Annotated in this window: 21 protein-coding genes; 5 read left to right on the forward strand and 16 right to left on the reverse strand. The window is 72.0% G+C overall.

What is annotated here, in order from left to right; all coding sequences use genetic code 11:
* The first annotated feature begins 37 nt into the window (after window positions 1-37).
* The gene (locus GQQ92_RS04455) at window positions 38-286 is read left to right on the forward strand and encodes an acyl carrier protein (RefSeq protein WP_056731598.1); all 249 of its coding nucleotides are present in this window, start codon (window positions 38-40) and stop codon (window positions 284-286) included.
* 79 nt (window positions 287-365) lie between these two features.
* Entirely contained in the window at window positions 366-1,601 is a 1,236-nt protein-coding gene (locus GQQ92_RS04460; RefSeq protein WP_156997975.1) for a beta-ketoacyl-[acyl-carrier-protein] synthase family protein, read from the forward strand.
* A 163-nt stretch (window positions 1,602-1,764) separates the two neighbouring features.
* Here GQQ92_RS04460 and GQQ92_RS04465 read toward each other — a convergent pair whose 3' ends face one another.
* Window positions 1,765-2,286 carry a DUF3145 domain-containing protein gene (locus GQQ92_RS04465; RefSeq protein WP_232057480.1) on the reverse strand — a complete coding sequence of 174 codons (522 nt, stop codon included), beginning with the start codon at window positions 2,284-2,286 and terminating at the stop codon, window positions 1,765-1,767.
* 234 nt (window positions 2,287-2,520) lie between these two features.
* On the opposite strand from GQQ92_RS04465, the gene GQQ92_RS04470 reads away from it, so the two are divergent.
* Complete coding sequence (locus tag GQQ92_RS04470; RefSeq protein WP_156997976.1) at window positions 2,521-3,192, forward strand: PadR family transcriptional regulator; 672 nt, start codon at window positions 2,521-2,523, stop codon at window positions 3,190-3,192.
* Here the strand turns inward: GQQ92_RS04470 and GQQ92_RS04475 are convergent.
* Window positions 3,171-4,979 carry a bifunctional 3'-5' exonuclease/DNA polymerase gene (locus GQQ92_RS04475; RefSeq protein WP_156997977.1) on the reverse strand — a complete coding sequence of 603 codons (1,809 nt, stop codon included), beginning with the start codon at window positions 4,977-4,979 and terminating at the stop codon, window positions 3,171-3,173. The two genes, GQQ92_RS04470 and GQQ92_RS04475, sit on opposite strands and share 22 nt — an antisense overlap.
* A gap of 91 nt (window positions 4,980-5,070) precedes the next feature.
* Here GQQ92_RS04475 and GQQ92_RS04480 point away from each other — a divergent pair, with 91 nt between their 5' ends.
* Both GQQ92_RS04480 and GQQ92_RS04485 read left to right on the forward strand, forming a co-directional pair.
* Window positions 5,071-5,832 (forward strand): hypothetical protein, encoded by a 762-nt coding sequence (locus GQQ92_RS04480; RefSeq protein ID WP_156997978.1) that lies wholly within the window; start codon window positions 5,071-5,073, stop codon window positions 5,830-5,832.
* 60 nt (window positions 5,833-5,892) lie between these two features.
* On the forward strand, window positions 5,893-6,510 hold the full coding sequence (locus GQQ92_RS04485; RefSeq protein WP_308206780.1) for a YceI family protein: 618 nt from the start codon (window positions 5,893-5,895) through the stop codon (window positions 6,508-6,510).
* An 84-nt stretch (window positions 6,511-6,594) separates the two neighbouring features.
* Here the strand turns inward: GQQ92_RS04485 and GQQ92_RS04490 are convergent, their stop codons facing one another.
* The 14 genes from GQQ92_RS04490 to GQQ92_RS04555 all read right to left on the reverse strand — a co-directional run bounded on the left by GQQ92_RS04490 (window position 6,595) and on the right by GQQ92_RS04555 (window position 17,932).
* Window positions 6,595-6,786 (reverse strand): hypothetical protein, encoded by a 192-nt coding sequence (locus GQQ92_RS04490; RefSeq protein ID WP_156997979.1) that lies wholly within the window; start codon window positions 6,784-6,786, stop codon window positions 6,595-6,597.
* Between the two features lie 94 nt (window positions 6,787-6,880).
* A complete protein-coding gene (locus GQQ92_RS04495) occupies window positions 6,881-7,855 on the reverse strand; it encodes a cation diffusion facilitator family transporter (protein WP_156997980.1) in 975 nt (324 codons plus the stop codon).
* Window positions 7,852-8,376: a transglycosylase SLT domain-containing protein gene (locus tag GQQ92_RS04500; protein ID WP_232057481.1), complete on the reverse strand. Its 525-nt coding sequence runs from the start codon at window positions 8,374-8,376 to the stop codon at window positions 7,852-7,854. The genes GQQ92_RS04495 and GQQ92_RS04500 overlap by 4 nt, the downstream gene beginning before the upstream one ends.
* A gap of 171 nt (window positions 8,377-8,547) precedes the next feature.
* Window positions 8,548-9,030: a CinA family protein gene (locus GQQ92_RS04505; RefSeq protein WP_156997981.1), complete on the reverse strand. Its 483-nt coding sequence runs from the start codon at window positions 9,028-9,030 to the stop codon at window positions 8,548-8,550.
* Between the two features lie 109 nt (window positions 9,031-9,139).
* Window positions 9,140-9,439, reverse strand: a complete 300-nt coding sequence (locus GQQ92_RS04510; protein WP_156997982.1) for a hypothetical protein — start codon at window positions 9,437-9,439, stop codon at window positions 9,140-9,142.
* Between the two features lie 104 nt (window positions 9,440-9,543).
* A complete protein-coding gene (locus tag GQQ92_RS04515; protein ID WP_156997983.1) occupies window positions 9,544-10,212 on the reverse strand; it encodes a hypothetical protein in 669 nt (222 codons plus the stop codon).
* A 35-nt stretch (window positions 10,213-10,247) separates the two neighbouring features.
* Entirely contained in the window at window positions 10,248-11,477 is a 1,230-nt protein-coding gene (locus tag GQQ92_RS04520; RefSeq protein WP_232057482.1) for an acetyl-CoA C-acetyltransferase, read from the reverse strand.
* Entirely contained in the window at window positions 11,474-12,115 is a 642-nt protein-coding gene (locus GQQ92_RS04525; protein WP_156997984.1) for a CoA transferase subunit B, read from the reverse strand. The genes GQQ92_RS04520 and GQQ92_RS04525 overlap by 4 nt, the downstream gene beginning before the upstream one ends.
* Entirely contained in the window at window positions 12,115-12,930 is an 816-nt protein-coding gene (locus GQQ92_RS04530) for a CoA transferase subunit A (protein ID WP_156997985.1), read from the reverse strand. Before GQQ92_RS04530 ends, GQQ92_RS04525 begins: the two co-directional genes overlap by 1 nt.
* Complete coding sequence (gene pcaDC, locus GQQ92_RS04535; protein WP_156997986.1) at window positions 12,923-14,194, reverse strand: bifunctional 3-oxoadipate enol-lactonase/4-carboxymuconolactone decarboxylase PcaDC; 1,272 nt, start codon at window positions 14,192-14,194, stop codon at window positions 12,923-12,925. Before pcaDC ends, GQQ92_RS04530 begins: the two co-directional genes overlap by 8 nt.
* A complete protein-coding gene (locus GQQ92_RS04540) occupies window positions 14,191-15,372 on the reverse strand; it encodes a lyase family protein (RefSeq protein ID WP_156997987.1) in 1,182 nt (393 codons plus the stop codon). Before GQQ92_RS04540 ends, pcaDC begins: the two co-directional genes overlap by 4 nt.
* Before the next feature lie 13 nt (window positions 15,373-15,385).
* A complete protein-coding gene (gene pcaG / locus GQQ92_RS04545; protein ID WP_156997988.1) occupies window positions 15,386-15,958 on the reverse strand; it encodes a protocatechuate 3,4-dioxygenase subunit alpha in 573 nt (190 codons plus the stop codon).
* Entirely contained in the window at window positions 15,951-16,748 is a 798-nt protein-coding gene (gene pcaH, locus GQQ92_RS04550) for a protocatechuate 3,4-dioxygenase subunit beta (protein WP_156997989.1), read from the reverse strand. The genes pcaG and pcaH overlap by 8 nt, the downstream gene beginning before the upstream one ends.
* Window positions 16,749-16,750: 2 nt before the next feature.
* Window positions 16,751-17,932 (reverse strand): 4-hydroxybenzoate 3-monooxygenase, encoded by a 1,182-nt coding sequence (locus GQQ92_RS04555; RefSeq protein WP_156997990.1) that lies wholly within the window; start codon window positions 17,930-17,932, stop codon window positions 16,751-16,753.
* Between the last annotated feature and the right edge of the window lie 13 nt (window positions 17,933-17,945).

A 17,945-nucleotide genomic window follows, 5' to 3' on the forward strand; every position in this document is an offset into this window, starting at 1 on the left:
CTCTCGGTCAAACGAGACACCATCAAGGAGAAGAACCATGGCATTGTCCACCGAAGAAGTGCTTGCCGGCCTGGCCGAGCTCATCAACGACGAGACCGGCATCGCAACCGACACGGTTGAGCTGGACAAGTCGTTCACCGACGACCTCGACATCGACTCGATCTCGATGATGACCATCGTGGTCAACGCCGAAGAGAAGTTCGACGTCAAGATCCCCGACGAAGAGGTCAAGAACCTCAAGACCGTCGGCGACGCCGTCGACTTCATCGTCAAGGCTCAGGCCTAGTCGCTGCGTGGAGCGGGCCGCGGCATCGCCCGGCCCGCTCGATCAGCTCGATCGTTCCTCCCATCGGAGTGTTTCTCGTATGACCAAGAAGATCGTGATCACGGGTATCGGCGCGACGTCGCCGCTCGGCGGCACCGCCCGTGAAAGTTGGAATGCCCTGCTCGCGGGCGAGTCCGGGGCCAAGAGCCTCGAGTACGACTGGGTCGAGCAGTACGACCTGCCTGTGCGCTTCGCCGCCCAGGCGAAGGTGCGGCCCGAGGCGGTGCTCGAGCGTCCCGTCGCGAAGCGGCTCGACCCGTCGAGCCAGTTCGCCCTCGTCTCCGCGATGGAGGCATGGGCCGACGCCGGCGCACCAGACGTCGCACCCGAGCGCCTCGGCGTCGACTACGCCACCGGCATCGGCGGCATCTGGACCCTCCTCGACGCGTGGGACACCCTGCGCGAACGCGGCGCCCGACGCGTGCTGCCGATGACCGTGCCGATGCTCATGCCGAACGCCGCCTCCGCGGCCATCTCGATGCACTTCCACGCGCGTGCGTTCGCCCGCACCGTGGCATCGGCCTGCGCATCGAGCACCGAATCCATCGCGAACGCCTACGAGCACCTCCAGCTCGGGCTCGCCGACGTCGTCATCGCCGGCGGCTCCGAATCGGCGGTGCATCCGATCACGCTCGCGTCGTTCTCGTCGATGCAGGCGCTCTCCAAGCGCAACGACGACCCGGCGCACGCCTCACGGCCCTACAACGTCGACCGTGACGGCTTCGTCATGGGCGAGGGCGCCGCGAGCCTCGTGATCGAGACCGAAGAGCACGCGCTCGCGCGCGGCGCACGCATCTACGCCGAACTCGCCGGCGGCGCCGTCAGCGCCGATTCGTACCACATCACCGCGAACGACCCCGAGGGGCGCGGCGCGAGCCGTGCCGTGCTCGACGCGTTGGCGCAGGCGGGGGCGACCCCCGACGACGTGACGCACATCAACGCGCACGCGACGAGCACCCCCGTCGGCGACATCGCCGAGTACACCGCGCTGCACAGCGTGTTCGGCGACCGGGTCCACGAGATCCCCGTCTCGGCGACCAAGGCGTCGACTGGCCACCTGCTCGGCGGCACGGGCGCGCTCGAGGCCGTGTTCACGGTGCTGGCGCTCGAGAACCGCCTCGCCCCGCCGACCATCAACCTCACCGAACAGGACCCGGCGATCCCGCTGCTCGTGTCCGGCGACGCCCAACCGCTCGGCGAGGGCGCGCAGGTGGCGATCTCGAACTCGTTCGGCTTCGGCGGCCACAACGCGGTCGCGGTGTTCCGCTCGGTGTAGTCGAGCGTCGTGAGCGCATGCCGAGGCATCCGCTCGGACGAAGACCCCGGTGTCCGAGGACACCGGGGTCTTCTCGTCGACGGCCCGCGGGTTTCGTCCGTGCGCTCACCGGGAATCCATCCTCCGACGGCGCGGGACGCCAGCACGCGGGCCGAGGCCCTGCTCACCCCACCTGGTGCAACCAGACGACGGGTGCGAAATCGCTCGCGTGACGGAACGGCTCGAGCTCGTCGTCCCACGCCTGTCCGAGCGCGAGGCGGAGCTCGCGGTGGAGCTCGACGGGGTCGGCACCGGCGATCTCCATGGCATAGCGGATGCGGTCCTCGCCGACGACCGTGTTGCCCGCGACATCCGTCTGCGCGAAGTAGACGCCGAGATCGGGCGTGTGCATCCAGCGCGCGCCGTCGGAGCCTGGAGTCGGGTCCTCGCTGACCTCGTAGCGCAGCTGCTCCCAGCCGCGCAGGGCGGATGCGATCCGCGCGCCGCTGCCGGCGTCACCCTCCCAGTGGAACTCGGCGCGCATGAGCCCGCGGTAGACGGGCTGCTCGCTCCAGTCGAAGTTCACGGCCGTGCCGAGGGCGCGACCAGCGGCCCACTCGACATGCGGGCACAGCGCGCGCGGTGCCGAGTGCACGAACAGCACTCCCTGCGCGGGGCGCACGACCCGCGACAACATCTCTGCCATCTCCGTCTCCGTTCTCGAGGTGCGTCTTCCCCTACGACCTCGGAACCGCGGATGGCGGTGTGTTCGATTATCGACGGCGAGCCGTCACCCGCGATTATGCCCCGGATCGGCTGATCTCACAAGGTTCGCCGCACCGGAGCGGCTGATCGGCAGGGCGGCGCGGAAACCGTATGCTCGGTGAAGAGTTCCGATCCGTCGCGGCCCGGTCGCGACATCCGTTCCCGAGGAGTCGACGTGGCCGTTCGCGATGCCCTGCTCGTGCTGCTGTCGATGGGCCCGGCATACGGCTTCGCCCTGCACGGCGGCCTGACCGAGCGCACCGGCGGGCGAAGGAGCGTGAACGTCGGGCAGACGTACGCCACGCTCGACCGCCTCACCAAGCAGGGCCTCGTCGAGCCCGACGGAACCACCGACGACGGACTGCCCCTGCACCGCCTCACCCCGGCCGGACGGGCCGCATCCTCGGCCTGGCTCCACGGCGCGGATGCCTCGGGCGCCGACCCGTGGGACGAGACCGTCGACCGGGTGCTGATCGCCGCCTCCCTGCCCGGGTTCGACGCGGCATCCGTCATCGACGCGGAACTGGCCCGATGGCGGGAACGGCGGGGCGACGCTGCGCACCGCGCCGAACCCGACGGCCGGGCCGCTCGCGAGGTCGACGGCGACGTCGGGTCGGGGCATCCGCTCGTCGCGCTCGCCGCCGCCGCGGAGGCAGCACGCGCGTCGGCGGCCGTCGACTGGCTGGAATCGGCTCGCGAGCGCACGATCGGTTCGGCGCGCGACGGCCGACCGGCGCTGGCGTTCGCGCCTCGTGCCGAGCGCCCGCGGCGCGGACGACGACCCGGCCCGGCCTCCTCCGGTGCGGCGCCGGGCGAGCCCGCGCTTCAGGGCGCGACCGCTCCGTAGCTGTCGACCACGACCAGGTCGAGCGGGAACCCGACCGGGAACCCGCCGAACAGCAGCCGGCCAGCGGTGACGGCCGAATCGCGCACCGCCTGCGCGACCTCGTCGGCGAGCGGCTTCGGCGTGTGCACGATGATCTCGTCGTGCAGGAAGTAGACGAGATGCGGCGCCGCTTCGAAGACCGGCCCGGATGCCGGCGCCGACCGGATCTCGTCGGACCGACGCACACCCATCTCGTGCAGCTCGGAGCGGAGCGCGGCCATCCAGCACAGTGCCCACTCCGCGGCGCTGCCCTGCACGACGAAGTTGCGCGTGAAGCGTCCCCACTCGCGCGCGGAGGAGCGAGCCCGGCGCTCGTCGGCGCTCGTCGCATCGGGCTGGCTGGCCCTGGACTGGATCGCCCGCCACTCGGCCGGCGGGCGCGGCGACGAACGGCCGAGCAGGGTCGTGACTGGCAGGCCGCGTTCACCGTCGCGGGCGGCGGAGTCGACGAGGTGCATCGCCTTCGGGAAGGCGCGGGCCAGCCGCGGCACGAGCCGCCCGCTGTCGCCCGTGGTCGCGCCGTACATCGCCCCCAGGATCGCGATCTTCGCCTCGTCGCGCGTGGCGACCACCCCCGCGTCGACGAGCCCGCGGTAGAGGTCGCGATCGTGCCCGGCGCGTTCCATGGCCTCGTCGTGGGACATGCCCGTGAGCACTCGCGGCTCGAGCTGGGCGGCATCGGCGACCACGAGGGTCCAGCCGGGGTCCGCGACGACCGCGCTGCGCACGAGCTTCGGCAGTTGGAGGGCCCCGCCGCCCGAGGTCGCCCAACGGCCGGTCGCCGTGCCCCCTGGCACGTACTCGGGGCGGAAGCGGTCGTCGGACACCCACTCGTCGAGCCACGCCCACCCGTTGGCGCTCAGCAGTCGTGCGAGCTTCTTGTAGGCGATGAGCGGCTCGATGGCGGGATGGTCGTGCTCGCGGAGCTCCCAGCGCGAGGTGGACGAGGTCGGCACGCCCGCCCCGCGAAGCGCGCGCAGCACGTCGACCTGCGAATCGAGGTTGAGCGTCGGCGCCCCGAGCTCGGTGCGGACGACCGCGGCGATCTCCTCCATGCGCACGGGCTTGCGGCCGGGCGCCGGGCGGCCGCCGAGCTCGGCATCGAGCACGGATTCGTGCACCCGCCGGCTCCACGGCAGGCCGGCCGCACGCAGCTCGGCGCCGATGAGGGCTCCGGCGGACTCGGCGGCGACCAGCAGGCGCAGGGCCGCCGGCGCGCTGCCGGTCTCGACCAGCGCGAGCTGCCGGTGGTATTCGTCGACGACGGATGCCGCGGACGGGCGCCCGCCCGCGGCATCCGCTCGCTCGACCGCACGCTCGGCACCCTCGAGCGCCGCGGGTGCGATGGGCGCGTCGAAGCCCTCGAGGTCGAACAGCGTCTCGTGCTGCGGCGCGTGGGGCACGAACGGCTGCCCGGCGACCTCGACCATCGTGGGACCCGGCGGCAGCCAGGCCGGCGCCGGGTGGGTGCCGCGTGCGCGGACGTCGGCGGTGAACGTGGAGTGGTCGAGGATCGCACCGCAGAGCCGCAGGTCGTGGCACCTCGCGAGCCGCACGCCGCTCGCGAGGAGCGCGGGATACCACTGGCGCACGTCGGCCCAGACCCACCGCGGCGCGTGCTCGAGCTCGAGGCGGCGGAACGTCGCTGCGGAGGCCTCGGGCTCGACCTCGGCGACGGGCGACCCCGGAAGATCGGGGTCGAGGAACTGCACGCGACCGCCGTCGCCGATGCCGACGGCGATCTGCATGCACCCATTCTCCTGCCGAGCACCGACACGGGGCGACGGATGTCGGTGGGGATCGGCAGTATCGGCACATGCAGAACCAGCAGGAGCACCCGTGGTCGCCGTGAGATTCCACTGCGGACACGGCGCCGACCCCGCCGATCCCACCGCGCTCGCCCTGCGGCGACCCTGCCCCCTCTGCATGCTCATCGCCGAGACGCACCGTTCGCGCGGCGAACTGCTGCGCAAGGTCGCTCCCCCGCAGCGCGCCGCGCTCGCCGCCGAGACCCGCCTCGGCGCCGAGTACCAGTGGCTCTGCCCCCGCGGACACGACCGGTTCGCCGCGAAGGTGAGCGAGATGCTCACCGGCACCGGGTGCGCCAAGTGCCGCGCGAATGCGGCCGCACCCGCGGCCCTCCGCGAAGCCGGCCTCGCCTTCATGAAACCGGGGCTCCGCACCCGCACCTCGATGACCGAGCAGCGACTCCGGGCGATGCTCGGCGAACGCATCCGCCTGCACCATCGCGTGAACGCGGTGCACATCGCCCGCACCTTCTTCGGGCGCAGCGAGGTGTGGCCCGACATCCTCGTTCCGCAGCTGCGCATCGCGATCGAGTACGACGACCCGGGCCGCTCACGGCGCGCGCACCTCGGGCTCAAGGAGGCATCCGACCTCGAGAAGGACGAAGCACTGGCCGAGGTCGGCTGGGAGGTGATCCGCATCCGGGCCGGCGGCCTCGAGTCGCTCGGCGCGAACAGCATCGTCTGCCGGGCGCTGACGCCGGCGGTCGTCGACGCGGTCGTCGACCGCATGCGGCAACTCCGGGGCGGCGCCGCCGTCGATGCGATCGCCGTCGCCGCCTCGGCCGCATCCTGAGGGCACCGGGTCCGCGGCCGGTCGGCGGAGGCAGAACACGGATGCGTCGAAGGGCATCGGATGGATGAGAGACTGGACGGGTTCGTCAACGACCCTGGGGAGACCATGACAAACCCGACTCCGGATCTGAGCGGTGACTGGGACATCGATCCCGATCATTCGCGCATCGGCTTCTCGGCGAAGCACGCGATGGTGGCAACGGTTCGCGGCGCGTTCACCGACGTGACCGGCACGCTGCACGCCGACCTCGATGACCCCGACGCCTCGTTCGCCGAAATCGTCTGCCGCGTCGACAGCGTCGACACTCGCAATGCGCAGCGCGACGAACACCTGCGGAGCGGCGACTTCTTCAATGTCGAGGAGTGGCCCGAGATCGTCTTCCGCAGTTCCCGCATCGAGGAGATCGGCGACAACGCTCTCGTCGTGTCCGGCGACCTGACGATCCGGGACGTGACGAAGGCCATCACCATCCCGATCGAATTCGTCGGCGCGCACACCGACGCGACCGGTGCGCTCCGTGCCGGGTTCCAGGGAACACGTCGCATCGATCGCCGTGAGTTCGGCCTCGAGTGGAACGTGCCGCTCGACACCGGCGGCGTGCTGGTGTCCGAGAAGATCACGCTCGAGTTCGAGCTGTCGGCCGTCAAACGCGAGGCAGACGCGCAACCGACGGCCTGAGCCCGCTGCACGCGACGAGTCCGTCGCGTGCACGGAGGTCGACCTCGGCGCGATCGTCGCCGCCCTCGAGACGAACGTGAGCCGTCAGCGCCCGACCGAGTCGCGATCCGACGGACGCACCAGCGCCCGCAGGACGAAGAACACGACGGCGGCGACGATCAGCACGATGACCGCCTTGACGAGGAACCACACCACGCTGAAGACGACGTCGACGAGCACCCACGCGATGACGACGGCGGCGATGACGCCGAGCACGGTCCATACGGTTCTGCTCATGGTGCAGGCTCCTCGAATTCGTTCAGGCAGGTCGACGGTCGCGACGCGGGACCGTCGCCGTGGTCGGAGGTCCGATTCTACGCGGCGACCGTGCTCAGGCCCGGCCGCGGTGCCCGGTCGCCTCCTCCGGCAACGAGGAGACGACGACGATCGAGACATCCTGCATCTTCCAGTCCAGCTCTGAGACGGTGCGGCGCGCACGGTCGAGGTCTTCGACGGCGACGCGGCGCCCGGTCGGCACCACGAAGGCCTCGACGTGGAACACCTGGCCCATGTCGCGCATGCGCACCGCCGACCGGTCGACCCACGGCTCGTGGTCCAGTTCCGCGACGATGCGACCGATGAGCGGATGCGGCGCGGCATCGTCGTACCGACGCGCCCGCTGATCGATGAGGTCGAGCACGGCCGCCCGCGCGTTGCGGTAGCCGTCCCAGACGATGCCGACGGAGATGAAGAGGGCCGCTGCGCCGTCGAGCCACCACCAGCCGATGCCGATGCCGAGCACGCCGACGATGGAGGCCACCGTCGTGGTCCAGTCGGCCTTCGACATGTCGGCGTCGGCGTAGAGCACCTTGTTGTGCAGGACCGGCGCGAGTCTCGCCTTCGCCCGCCCGTAGATGAAGGGTCCGATGACGATGATCGACATGACGGCGATCATGAGCCAGCCCAGCCAGACCGTGCGGCCGAACAGCTGCACCGTGCCGATCGCCGGATGCTCGGCGGAGATCAGCCCCATGACCGATTCGACGGCGAGCGTGCCGCCGACCGTGAGCAGGGCGACGCCGGCGACGAGGTGTCCGACGCCCATCGTGCGATGCAGCCCGAACGGGAAGGCCCGCGTCGGCGGACGCCGGATGAACAGGAGCGCGACGAGGAAGGAGATCTGCGGGATGAGGGAGAGCATGTCCTCGATCCACGCGGTCTTCATGGCCTGCGACCCGCCGAGGACGAACGCGATCAGGGCGATGGTCACGGCCGTGTAGCCGATGGTGAACCACTCCCAACGGATCGCGCTGCGAAGCGCCCGCTGCTGCTCGGTCGGGAGGTCGGTGCGTCCGAGCGACTTCACGGGCCGACCTCCTCGTCGAGGTAGGTCTCGAGGGCGGACTGGAACGCGTTCTCGCCGAGCGGCAGGAGGAGCACGGTCTTGCGACCTTCGAGCCCCGGCAGATCGGTGTACGGCCTCGTGACGGAGGCCCGATCGGACCACGGGGTCTGGTCGGTCATCTCGCCGACCGCGAGATCGAGGTCGCCCTGCTCCAGGTCTTCGACGAGGGCCTCCTCGCTGCCGACGGTCCAGATGACGCGGGCGCCCTGCTCCGCCGCGAACTCCTCGACCAGATCGGCCAGCGCGCCGCTGACCCGGTCGCCGTCGACGACGAGCGCCGTGCCCGCCGGCGAGGCGCCGGCGCGGAGCTCGCCGGTGCGCACGACGCGCTGCAGCGTGCCGTCGGGGTCGGTCGGAATCGAGATTCCGCACCCCGTGAGGGCGAGGATGCAGCCGATGACGAGCGCGGTGGGCGCGAGAGGTCGCGTGTGCCGACCGGCCGGGGATCGACCCGACGGGTGCCGTTGCGCAGTGCGTCTCACCGGTGCCCGCCCGTCTGTCGGTTCATGCTCGCTCCCCCGCCGACGGAGGATTCGCACCGTCTCGCGCCCAGCATCGGCCCGGGCGTCGGCGGTGCGCCAGACCTTGACAACCGGGACGCGCGGCGTCTCGAGCGACGGCATGCGACGGATGACGCCGCGTCGCGGCATCCGTCACCCTCCTCGGAGTGCTCGTTCGAGCGCTTCGAGCGCGGCGACGACGGTCGCGGCGACCACCTCGGCGGGGTCGCCGGGCAGGTGCAGCTCGACGACCTCGATGCCCCGCCGATCGGTGCCGGAGGCCAGGAAGACGGTGCCGGCCGGCCGACCCTCTTCGGGCCCAGGTCCGCCGGCCCCCGTGACGGCCGCCACGGCCTGCGCCCCGGTGAGCGAGAGCGCGCCGAGGGCCATCTGACGCGCGGCGGCCGCCGTGACGACGGGGCCGGGTTGGACGCCGAGCACGCGCTGCTTCGTCTCGGGACGGTAGGCGACGATGCCGCCGGCGAACCACTCGCTCGCGTCGGCGGCACGGCCGAGCGCCCCGGCGATGGCCCCGCTTGTGAGCGACTCCGCGACGACGACGCGCATGCCGGCGACGACCGCCGCCCGCGCACACGCCGCTGCGCGCGCTTCGATCGTTCGGTCGTCTCGAGGCATGGGTTCCCCCGTTCGGTTCCTCTCATCTTGCATGGCTGCGAGGTCATTCTGCCGCCAGGTCGGAGCCGGAGTCGACCGACGCGCGGCGACGGCTTCGCGCTGGGCGGCGCTACGCGAACACGTGCTCGGCGACCCAGCCGTTGGGCGCGAGGCGCAGGTCGAACACGAGGAGGTCGTGGTTCTCGGCACGCCCCGTTGCGCGCCAGCCCGGTGCGAGCGTCACCTCGGCCGGCGGGTGCGAGATGCCGCTGGGCCACTCGGGCTCGACGCCGAGCTTCGTGGGCGTGTCGATCACGCGGTATCGGATGCCGCGGTACACGAGCCTGGTCGGCGCTCCGGCTGCGTCGAGCCACACGGCGACCGGCTCGTCATCGGCTGCGACGTACATCGCGACCCTCCATTCGAACATGTGTTCGAATGATACCCCCGACGGAGCAGGCTCGCCACACCGAGCCTCGGGGGCGGTCGATCGCGGGACTCGCCCGTTCGTCGGGCAGTCGAGGCACTCGCGCCTCAGGGCAGGCGTGCGAGCACCGCGTCGGCCGACCCGGACGAGGTCGCCACCGAGAGCGTGCCGTTCGCCAGACGGAACTGGTCGTCGCCGCTGTAGTCCTCGGTGAGGCCGGTGACCTCGGCGACGGCCGCGGCCATGTCCGTCACCGCGAAGAGTTCGACCCCGGCGGGGTTCGGCACCGGTTCCTCGCTCCAACCGGGCTCGAGATCGAACGAGAGGTGCGCGTCGGCGGCGATCGGCGCGGCCGTGCGCACGATCGTCGCGAGCACGTCGGCCGGGAGCGGCACCCGGATCCGCTCGCCCTCCTCCCATTCCGCCTGCGCTGCGGCATCGCCGGCGTCGAACACCTCCTGGCCGAGCGCGGCCGTCGGGTCGATGGAGACGCCGAGGCGCAGATTGCAGGCGCCCTCGCAGTTGTCGCTCGCGGTCGAGACCGTGGTCTTCCACTCAGCGGGCACGGCTTCATCGAGCGCCGCCTGCAATTCGGCATGGTGGGAGCGCACGTCATCGAAGCTGGGGCCGAACGGGTCGTCGAACGGTGACCGATTGTCGGCGAGCGGGATGAAGAAGCACCCCGAGAGCAGGACGGCGGTCGCGGCGGCGGCCGCTGCGGCGGCCACGATCGTGAAGACCGGCCGACGGCGGTGCGGTGCGGAGGAGGCGGTCATGGGTCCAGACGGTCGGCGGGCAGGCTGCACCGAGCCTATGCCCGCTCGAACACGGCCGCGAGCGCCTGGCCGCCGCCGATGCACATGGTCTCGAGGGCGAGGGTGCCGTCGAGGTCGGGCAGTTCGTGGGCGAGGGTCGCGAGCATGCGGATGCCGGTCGCGCCGATCGGGTGCCCGATCGAGATGCCGCTCCCCCGCGGGTTGAGGCGCGCGTCTTCGGCGTCGAGCCCCCAGTCGGCGAGGCACGCGAGCACCTGCACGGCAAACGCCTCGTTCAACTCGATCACGTCGAGATCGTCGAATCGGATGCCGGCGCGAGCGAGGGCGAGGTTCGCAGCGGGGACGGGGGCGACGCCGAAGCGCAGCGGGTCGTTGCCGGCGACGGCCCAGGAGATCAGGCGCAGCGCCGGACGCAGTCCCAGTTCAGCGGCACGCTCGGGCGTGGTGACGATGCACGCGGCTGCGGCATCGTTCTGTCCGCTCGCGTTTCCCGCGGTGACGGTCGCGTCGGGGTCGCCGCGACCGAGGATGGGGCGCAGGGCGCCGAGGGCGTCGAGCGTGGAGTCCGCGCGGGGATGCTCGTCACGGTCGACGGTCACCGAGCCGCGGCGGCCGGGCACCTCGACCGGCACGAGTTCCGCGTCGAACGCGCCGGCCTGCTGCGCGGCCACCGCCCGTTCGTGGGAGCGCAGCGCGAGGGCGTCCTGCGCGTCGCGCGAGATGCCGTACTCGGCGCGCAGCAGTTCGGCCGAGCCGACGTTGCCCTCCGGCGTCGGGAAGCGGCGCCCGCCGACGGTCTCCCGTCCGCGCGAGAGGGCGTCGTGCAGCATGAGGCCGGCACCCGCGAAGCCGCGGCGGCCCTCGACGCTGTAGAGCGGCGCGTTCGACATCGACTCCGCGCCGAGGGCGACGACCACGTCGGCGACGCCGGTCTGCACCTCCATCGCGGCGTTCATCACGGCCTGGAGGCCCGATCCGCAGCGCCGGTCGAGCTGGTAGCCGGTCGTCGTCACGGGGAATCCGGCGTTCAGGGCGGCTACGCGTCCGAAGGCGGGCGCCTCCATGGTCGGGTACCCCTGCGCGGCGATCACGCCGTCGACGGCGGCCGGGTCGAGGCCGGTGCGCTCGAGCAGGGCGCCGAGCACGGTCTCGGCGAGCGTCAGCGCCGAGACGCTCGCGAGCGCGCCGCCCATGCGCCCGACGGGCGTGCGCAAGGGCGAGCAGATCACGACCTCGCGCAGTGCCGTCGCAGGTCGTGCGGTCACAGGTCGGGCCCGAGGGTGAACGGCGCGCCCGTGGCATCCGTGACCTGGTCGATGCTGACGTCGGGTGCGAGTTCGATGAGCACGAGTCCGTCGTCGGTGACGTCGAACACGGCCAGGTCGGTGATGATGCGGTCGATGCACGCCCGCCCGGTCAGCGGGAGGGTGCACTGCGGCACGATCTTCGCCGACCCGTCTTTCGCGACGTGCTCCATGACCACGATCACGCGTTCGGCACCGTTCACGAGGTCCATCGCCCCGCCCATGCCCTTGACCATCTTGCCCGGCACCGCCCAGTTCGCGATGTCGCCGCCGGCGCTGACCTGCATGGCGCCGAGCACCGCGGTCGTGATGCGGCCCCCGCGGATCATCCCGAAACTCGCCGCCGAGTCGAAGTACGCCGCCCCGGGCAGCACGGTCACGGTCTCCTTGCCGGCGTTGATGAGCTTCGGGTCGGCCTCGCCCTCCCACGGGTACGGGCCGACGCCGAGGATGCCGTTCTCGGAGTGCAGCACGACCTCGACGTCGTCGGGCAGGAAGTTCGGGATCAACGTCGGCAGGCCGATGCCGAGGTTCACGTACGAGCCGTCCTCGAGCTCACGGGCGGCGCGGGCCGCCATCTCGTCACGCGTGAGCGGCATCAGCGGGCCCCCTCGTTCTCATTACGACCGGTGGCGGATGCCGCGGGCCGGGCCCTCACCGTCGTCTTCTCGATCGGCAGATCCGCCGACTGCTCCCGGCTGAGCACCACGACCCGGTCGACGTAGATGCCCGGCAGGTGGATGTCATCGGGGCCGAGCACGCCCGGCTCGACGAGCTCGTCGACCTCGGCGATCGTAACCTTGCCCGCCATGCCCGCGAGCGGGTTGAAGTTGCGGGTCGACTTCTCGAACCGCAGGTTGCCGTGCCGGTCCCCGACGGCGGCGCGCACCAACCCGAAGTCCGTGCGGATCGCATGCTCGAGCACGTACTCGCGGTTCTTCCCGAACGTGCCGAACGGGCGCAACTCCTTCGGCTCGCTCGCCAACGCCACCGACCCGTCGGGCGCGTACCGCAACGGCATCCCGCCGTCGGAGACCACCGTGCCGGCACCCGCGGCCGTGAAGAACGCCGGAATGCCGACTCCGCCCGCGCGCAGCCGTTCGGCGAGCGTGCCCTGCGGGGTGAGCTCGACCTCGATCTCCCCGCCGAGGTACTGGCGGCCGAACTCCCGGTTCTCGCCGATGTAGCTCGCGATGACGCGGCGGATGCGGCCGCGTTCGAGCAGCTCGGCGAGGCCCCATCCGTCGACGCCGCAGTTGTTCGACACCACCTCGAGATCGGTCGCGCCCTGCTCGGTGAGCGCGCGGATCGTCCAGATCGGCACGCCCGACAGGCCGAACCCGCCCACCGCGAGCGACGCCCCGTCGAAGATGTCCGCGACCGCCTCGGCGGCGCTGCTGACGGTCTTATCCATGATTCGTGCGGTCCTCTCGGTGCGGGTCGTGCGGTGCGGGGCGGGTCTCGGCGTCGGCGTCGGCGTCGGCCCCGTCGACCCCGTCGAGCGACGCGAACTCGTCGCGCATCGCAGCGAGGGCGGCGTTGGCCGCGGGCAGCCCCGCGTAGAGCGAGGTGTGCAGGAGCACCTCGGCGATGCGCTCGCGGCTCAGGCCGTTGCCGAGGGCGGCGCGCACGTGCATGCGCAGCTCCCCCTCGTGGCCGCCGGTGACGAGGCTCGCGAGGGTGGCGATCGACCGCTCCTGCCGGGTGAGCTGGGGGCGGTCCCAGATCTCGGCCCACGCGTAGCGGGTGATGAAGTCCTGGAACGCGGCGGTCTCGGCCGTGATGCCCGCGTTCGCGCGGTCGACGTGGGCGTCGCCGAGCACGCTGCGGCGAACGGCCATGCCGCGGCCGTGCACGACGGATGCCGCGGCCCGCAGCTCGGCACCGTCGAGGTGCTCGGCGATGAGCTCGGCTGCGGCGGCGGGCTCTTCGAGCACGGCGAGGTGCGCGGCGCCGTCGAGCGAGACGTGGCGGCCGCCCGGCACGTCGTCGGCGAGATCCTGCATAGCGGCGGGCGTCGTGACCGCGTCGTGCTCGCCGCTGATCGCCAGCGTCGGCACGGTGAGCGCGCCCAGCGACGCCGTGCGGTCGAAGCCGCCGAGGGCCTCGGTGCAGCGTGCGTACGACTCGTCGTCGATGTCGACGAGGGTGCCGAGGCTGCGGGCACCGGGCCCGCCGGCGTCGCGCTCGAGGAATCCGGGCGCGAACCAGCGCAACGCACTGCCGGTGACGAGCGAGGCGGTTCCGCTCGCCCGCACCGCGGCGGCGCGTTCGGCCCAGCTCTCGGCCGTGCCGATGCGCGAGCCGCTGCAGCTCATGACGAGGCTGCGCACGCGGTCGGGGTGTGCGGCGGCGAGCTCGAGCGCGACGGTGCCGCCGAGCGAGACGCCCGCGATGTGGAACGCGCCGCCGCCCGCCTCATCGACGACCGCGAGCACCGCGTCGGCGAGGTCGGCGATCGTGAACGGCTCGGACGCCGCGGGGCTGGCGCCGTGCCCGGGCAGGTCGATGCGCAGGATGCGCAGGCCCGACGTTCGCGGGTCGGTGCGCAGCTCGCCGACGACGCCGTCCCACAGCGCCGACGTGGTGCCGAGGGAGGGCAGGAGCACGAGCAGCGGCTGGGCTGCGGCCGATGCGGTGCCCGGGGCGAAGGATCCGCGCAGGCGAGGAACGGTCATGGGCGGGTGCCCCCTTCGGAGACGGCGGTGAATCGGGCGACGGCCCGGTCGATGATGCGATCGGATGTCGCGACGAGCAGGTCGCGGTGGCTCGGAGCGTTCGCGGCGTCGGCCGAGGCGAGGATCTGCGCCGCCCGGTCGCGATCGAACTCGAGGCCGTCGGCGAGTCGGGCGGCCGCGGCGGACGCGGAACGGGCCAGGCGCAGGAGTCGCCGCTGCGACGCCCACTCGGCGTGCCACCGGCCGGCCGAGCGCTCGTCGCCCGCGATCGCGGCGGATGCGACGACCTGCAGCAGCGCGGGCGATTCGACGGCCGCCGCGGTGATCGCGACCGCGTCGACGGGGTTGCGCTTGTGCGGCATCGCCGACGAGCCGCCGCCGCCCGCGAGGCGGACCTCGCCGAGTTCCTCGCGGGAGAGTAGGGTCACGTCGCCGGCGAGACGGCCGAGCACCGCCACGACCGACGCCGCGGCCGAGGCGACGGCGAGCACCGGCGTGCGCTCGACGTGCCACGAACGACCGGGATCGGTGAGCCCGAGGCGCACGGCGAGCCCCGCACGCACGTCGTCGGCCGCGCCGGGGCGGCCGGCTGCGACATCCGCCGCCGTTCCGGTGCCGACCGCGCCGCCGAACTGCACGGGGAAGGAGAGGGCGTCGACGGACTCGATCGCCGAGGAGACGCCGTCGAGCCAGCCCGCGGCGAGCACGCCGAGGGTGCTCGCCTCACCGTGGCGGGCGATCGTGCGGCCGATGCGCGGGCTCTGCCGCTCGGCGTCGGCGAGCGAGGCGAGGCGCGCGCCGGCCGCGATCAGTGATGCGCGGGTCGCTCGCAGCGCATCTCGGGCGACGAGCATGAGGGCCGTGTCGAGCACGTCCTGACTGGTCGCGCCCAGATGCAGCCGATCGGCAGGGAGCCCCGCGGCCTCGAGCTGCGCGCGCAGCGCCGGCACGAGCGCGACCACCGGCACGGCGTCGCGCGACACGCCCGCGGCGAGCGCCGCACGATCGAGCGCCGCGTCGTCGAGGGCGTCGGCCTGGCCGTCGAGGAACTCGTCGAGCTCGCTCCCCCAGACGCGGAGCAATGCACGTTCGACGTCGACCATTGCTTCGAGCACGGCGTCGTCGTCGGTGCCCGCCGTTTCCGTTGCTCCAGGATCGAGCAGTCCCCAGTCCGTCATCGACACGACTCCATCACTGTTCGGTTCCGAAGTCGAGGAACACGGTCTCGCCCTCGCCCTGCAGACGGATGTCGAAGCGGTACGACGCCGGCCCGTCGGGCTCGGCCATGAGCGTTCCGCGACGGGCGGGATCGATGCGATCGAGGAGCGGGTCCGCGTCGTTCGCCGCGCCTTCGTCGCCGAAGTAGGCCCGTGTGAAGAGATGCTGCAGCACGCCGCGCGCGAAGATCGCCACGAGCAGGTAGGGCGCCGATCCGACGCGCATCGCTCCGGGCTTGATCGTCGTGAACGAGAATCGGCCGTCGCGGTCGACCGCGGCGCGGCCGAAGCCGGCGAAGCCGTGCTGATCGCGCTCGAACGCGCCGCGTTCGGCAGACGCCCGGCCCGCGGCATCCGCGCCCCAGATCTCGATGATCGCGTCGGGCACCGGGTCGCCGGCCCCGTCGTACACCGTGCCGTGCAGACGGATCGCGTCGGGCTGCCACGGCGCACGCACGTCGGATCCGCCGTCATAGGGCAGGGCGTACCCGAAGAACGGGCCGACCGTCTGCGACGGCGTCGGGCCGAGGGGTCGCTGCTCACGCATGGTCGGCGTCCTCCGGTTCCATCCAGGTCGATCTCGGGCCGGTGAGCACGACGTCCCATCGGTAGCCGATCGCCCACTCGGGCTCGCTCACGTCATGGTCGTAGGCGGCGACGAGTCGTTCGCGTGCCGCCGGATCGACGATGGACTGGTAGATCGGGTCGAGCGCGAAGAGCGGGTCGCCCGGGAAGTACATCTGCGTGATCAGTCGCTGCGTGAACGCCGATCCGAAGAACGAGAAGTGGATGTGCGCGGGGCGCCAGGCGTTGCGATGGTTCTTCCACGGGTAGGCGCCCGGCTTGATCGTGGTCAGCCGGTACGAGCCGTCGTCGCCGGTGATGATGCGGCCGACGCCCGTGAAGTTCGGGTCGAGGGGCGCCGGGTGCTGGTCGCGCTTGTGCACGTAGCGGCCGGACGCGTTCGCCTGCCAGATCTCCACGAGCTGATTGCGCACCGGCCGGCCGTCGCCGTCGAGCACGCGGCCCGTGATGATGATGCGCTCGCCGAGCGGCTCGCCGCTGTGCTGGACGGTGAGGTCGGCCTCCTCCGGCGAGACGTCCGTGTGCCCGAAGGCCGGGGAGACGAGTTCGATCTCCTCGGGGTCGGCGCGCACGAGCTCATGCGTCGGATGCCGCAGCAGCGTCGATCGATACGGCGCGAAGTCGCGGCGCGGGTGTGCGGCGAGTGCACGGCCGGCGGATGCCGCGGCATCGCGTTCGAGCGCATGGCGGTCGGCGATCTCGTCGCTGATCGTGCCCTGCGACAGGTCTGGTCGGGAAGGTGTTCTCAGCATGGTCACTCCGTCGTGAAGGGAAGGCCGGCGTACTGCTCGGCGAGGCTCTGACGCGCGGCGCGCGATCCGGTGACGTACTCGAGGCGGCCGACCTGGCTGCGGTAGGCGAACTCGCGAGCCGAGGCATCCGGTGCATCGTGCACGTGCAGGAGGTCGGTCATCCACTCGGAGAACTGCTGCACCTTCCACTGGCGGGCCAGCGCTGCGGCGCTGTACCCGCTGAGACCGGACTCGTCGCCGTGCTGGAGGCCGGCGATGATCGCACGGCCCAACAGCACGACGTCGGCGATGGCCGAGTTCAGCCCCTTCGCCCCGGTCGGCGGCACGATGTGCCCCGCGTCGCCGACGAGGAAGAGCCGTCCGTGCGACATCGTCGAGGCGACGAAGGAGCGCATCGGGGTGATCGACTTCTCGAGCACCTCGCCCTCCTGGAGGGTCCACCCGTCGACCCCGAGCCTGGTCTGGAGCGCGTCCCAGATGCGGGCGTCCGACCAGTCGTCGATCGACTCGTCGTGGCGAACCTGTACGTAGAGCCGCGACACCTCGGGCGAGCGCATCGAGTGCATCGCGAACCCGTCGGGGTGCAGCGCGTAGATGAGGTCATCGGTCGACGGCGGCACGTCGGCGAGGATGCCGAGCCACCCGAACGGGAACGAGCGCTCGAAGGCGCGGATGCCGGGAATCGCCGGGCGGCAGACCCCATGGAACCCGTCGGCGCCCACCACCACGTCGCCCGCGATCGTGGTCGTCGCCCCGCCATCCGTGAAGCTCACCGTGGGGTCGGATCCCTCGAGTCCGGTCGGCGTGACGTCGGAGACCTCGAAGCGGATGTCGCTGCCGAGCCGCTCGTGCTCGGCGAGCAGGTGGCGCACCAGCGCCTGCTGCCCGTAGATCGAGACGGTGCGCCCGACGAGCTCGACGAAGTCGAGGTGATGCCGCGCGCCCTCGAACTGGAGGTGGATGCCGTGGTGGGTCAGCCCGTGCTCCCGCAGATCGGCGTCGAGGCCGAGCTCGGCGAGCACGTCGACCGAGCTCTGTTCCAGCACCCCCGCACGGATGCGACCGAGCACGTACTCACGCGAGCGGGCCTCGAGGATCGTGAATCCGATGCCGGCACGGTGCAGGATGTGCCCGAGCAGGAGACCGGCGGGACCGGCTCCGATGATGACCGCCTGGGTTCGCAACGTCGCGTCCTAT

This window comes from Agromyces terreus, from assembly GCF_009749465.1.
GTDB lineage: Bacteria > Actinomycetota > Actinomycetes > Actinomycetales > Microbacteriaceae > Agromyces > Agromyces terreus.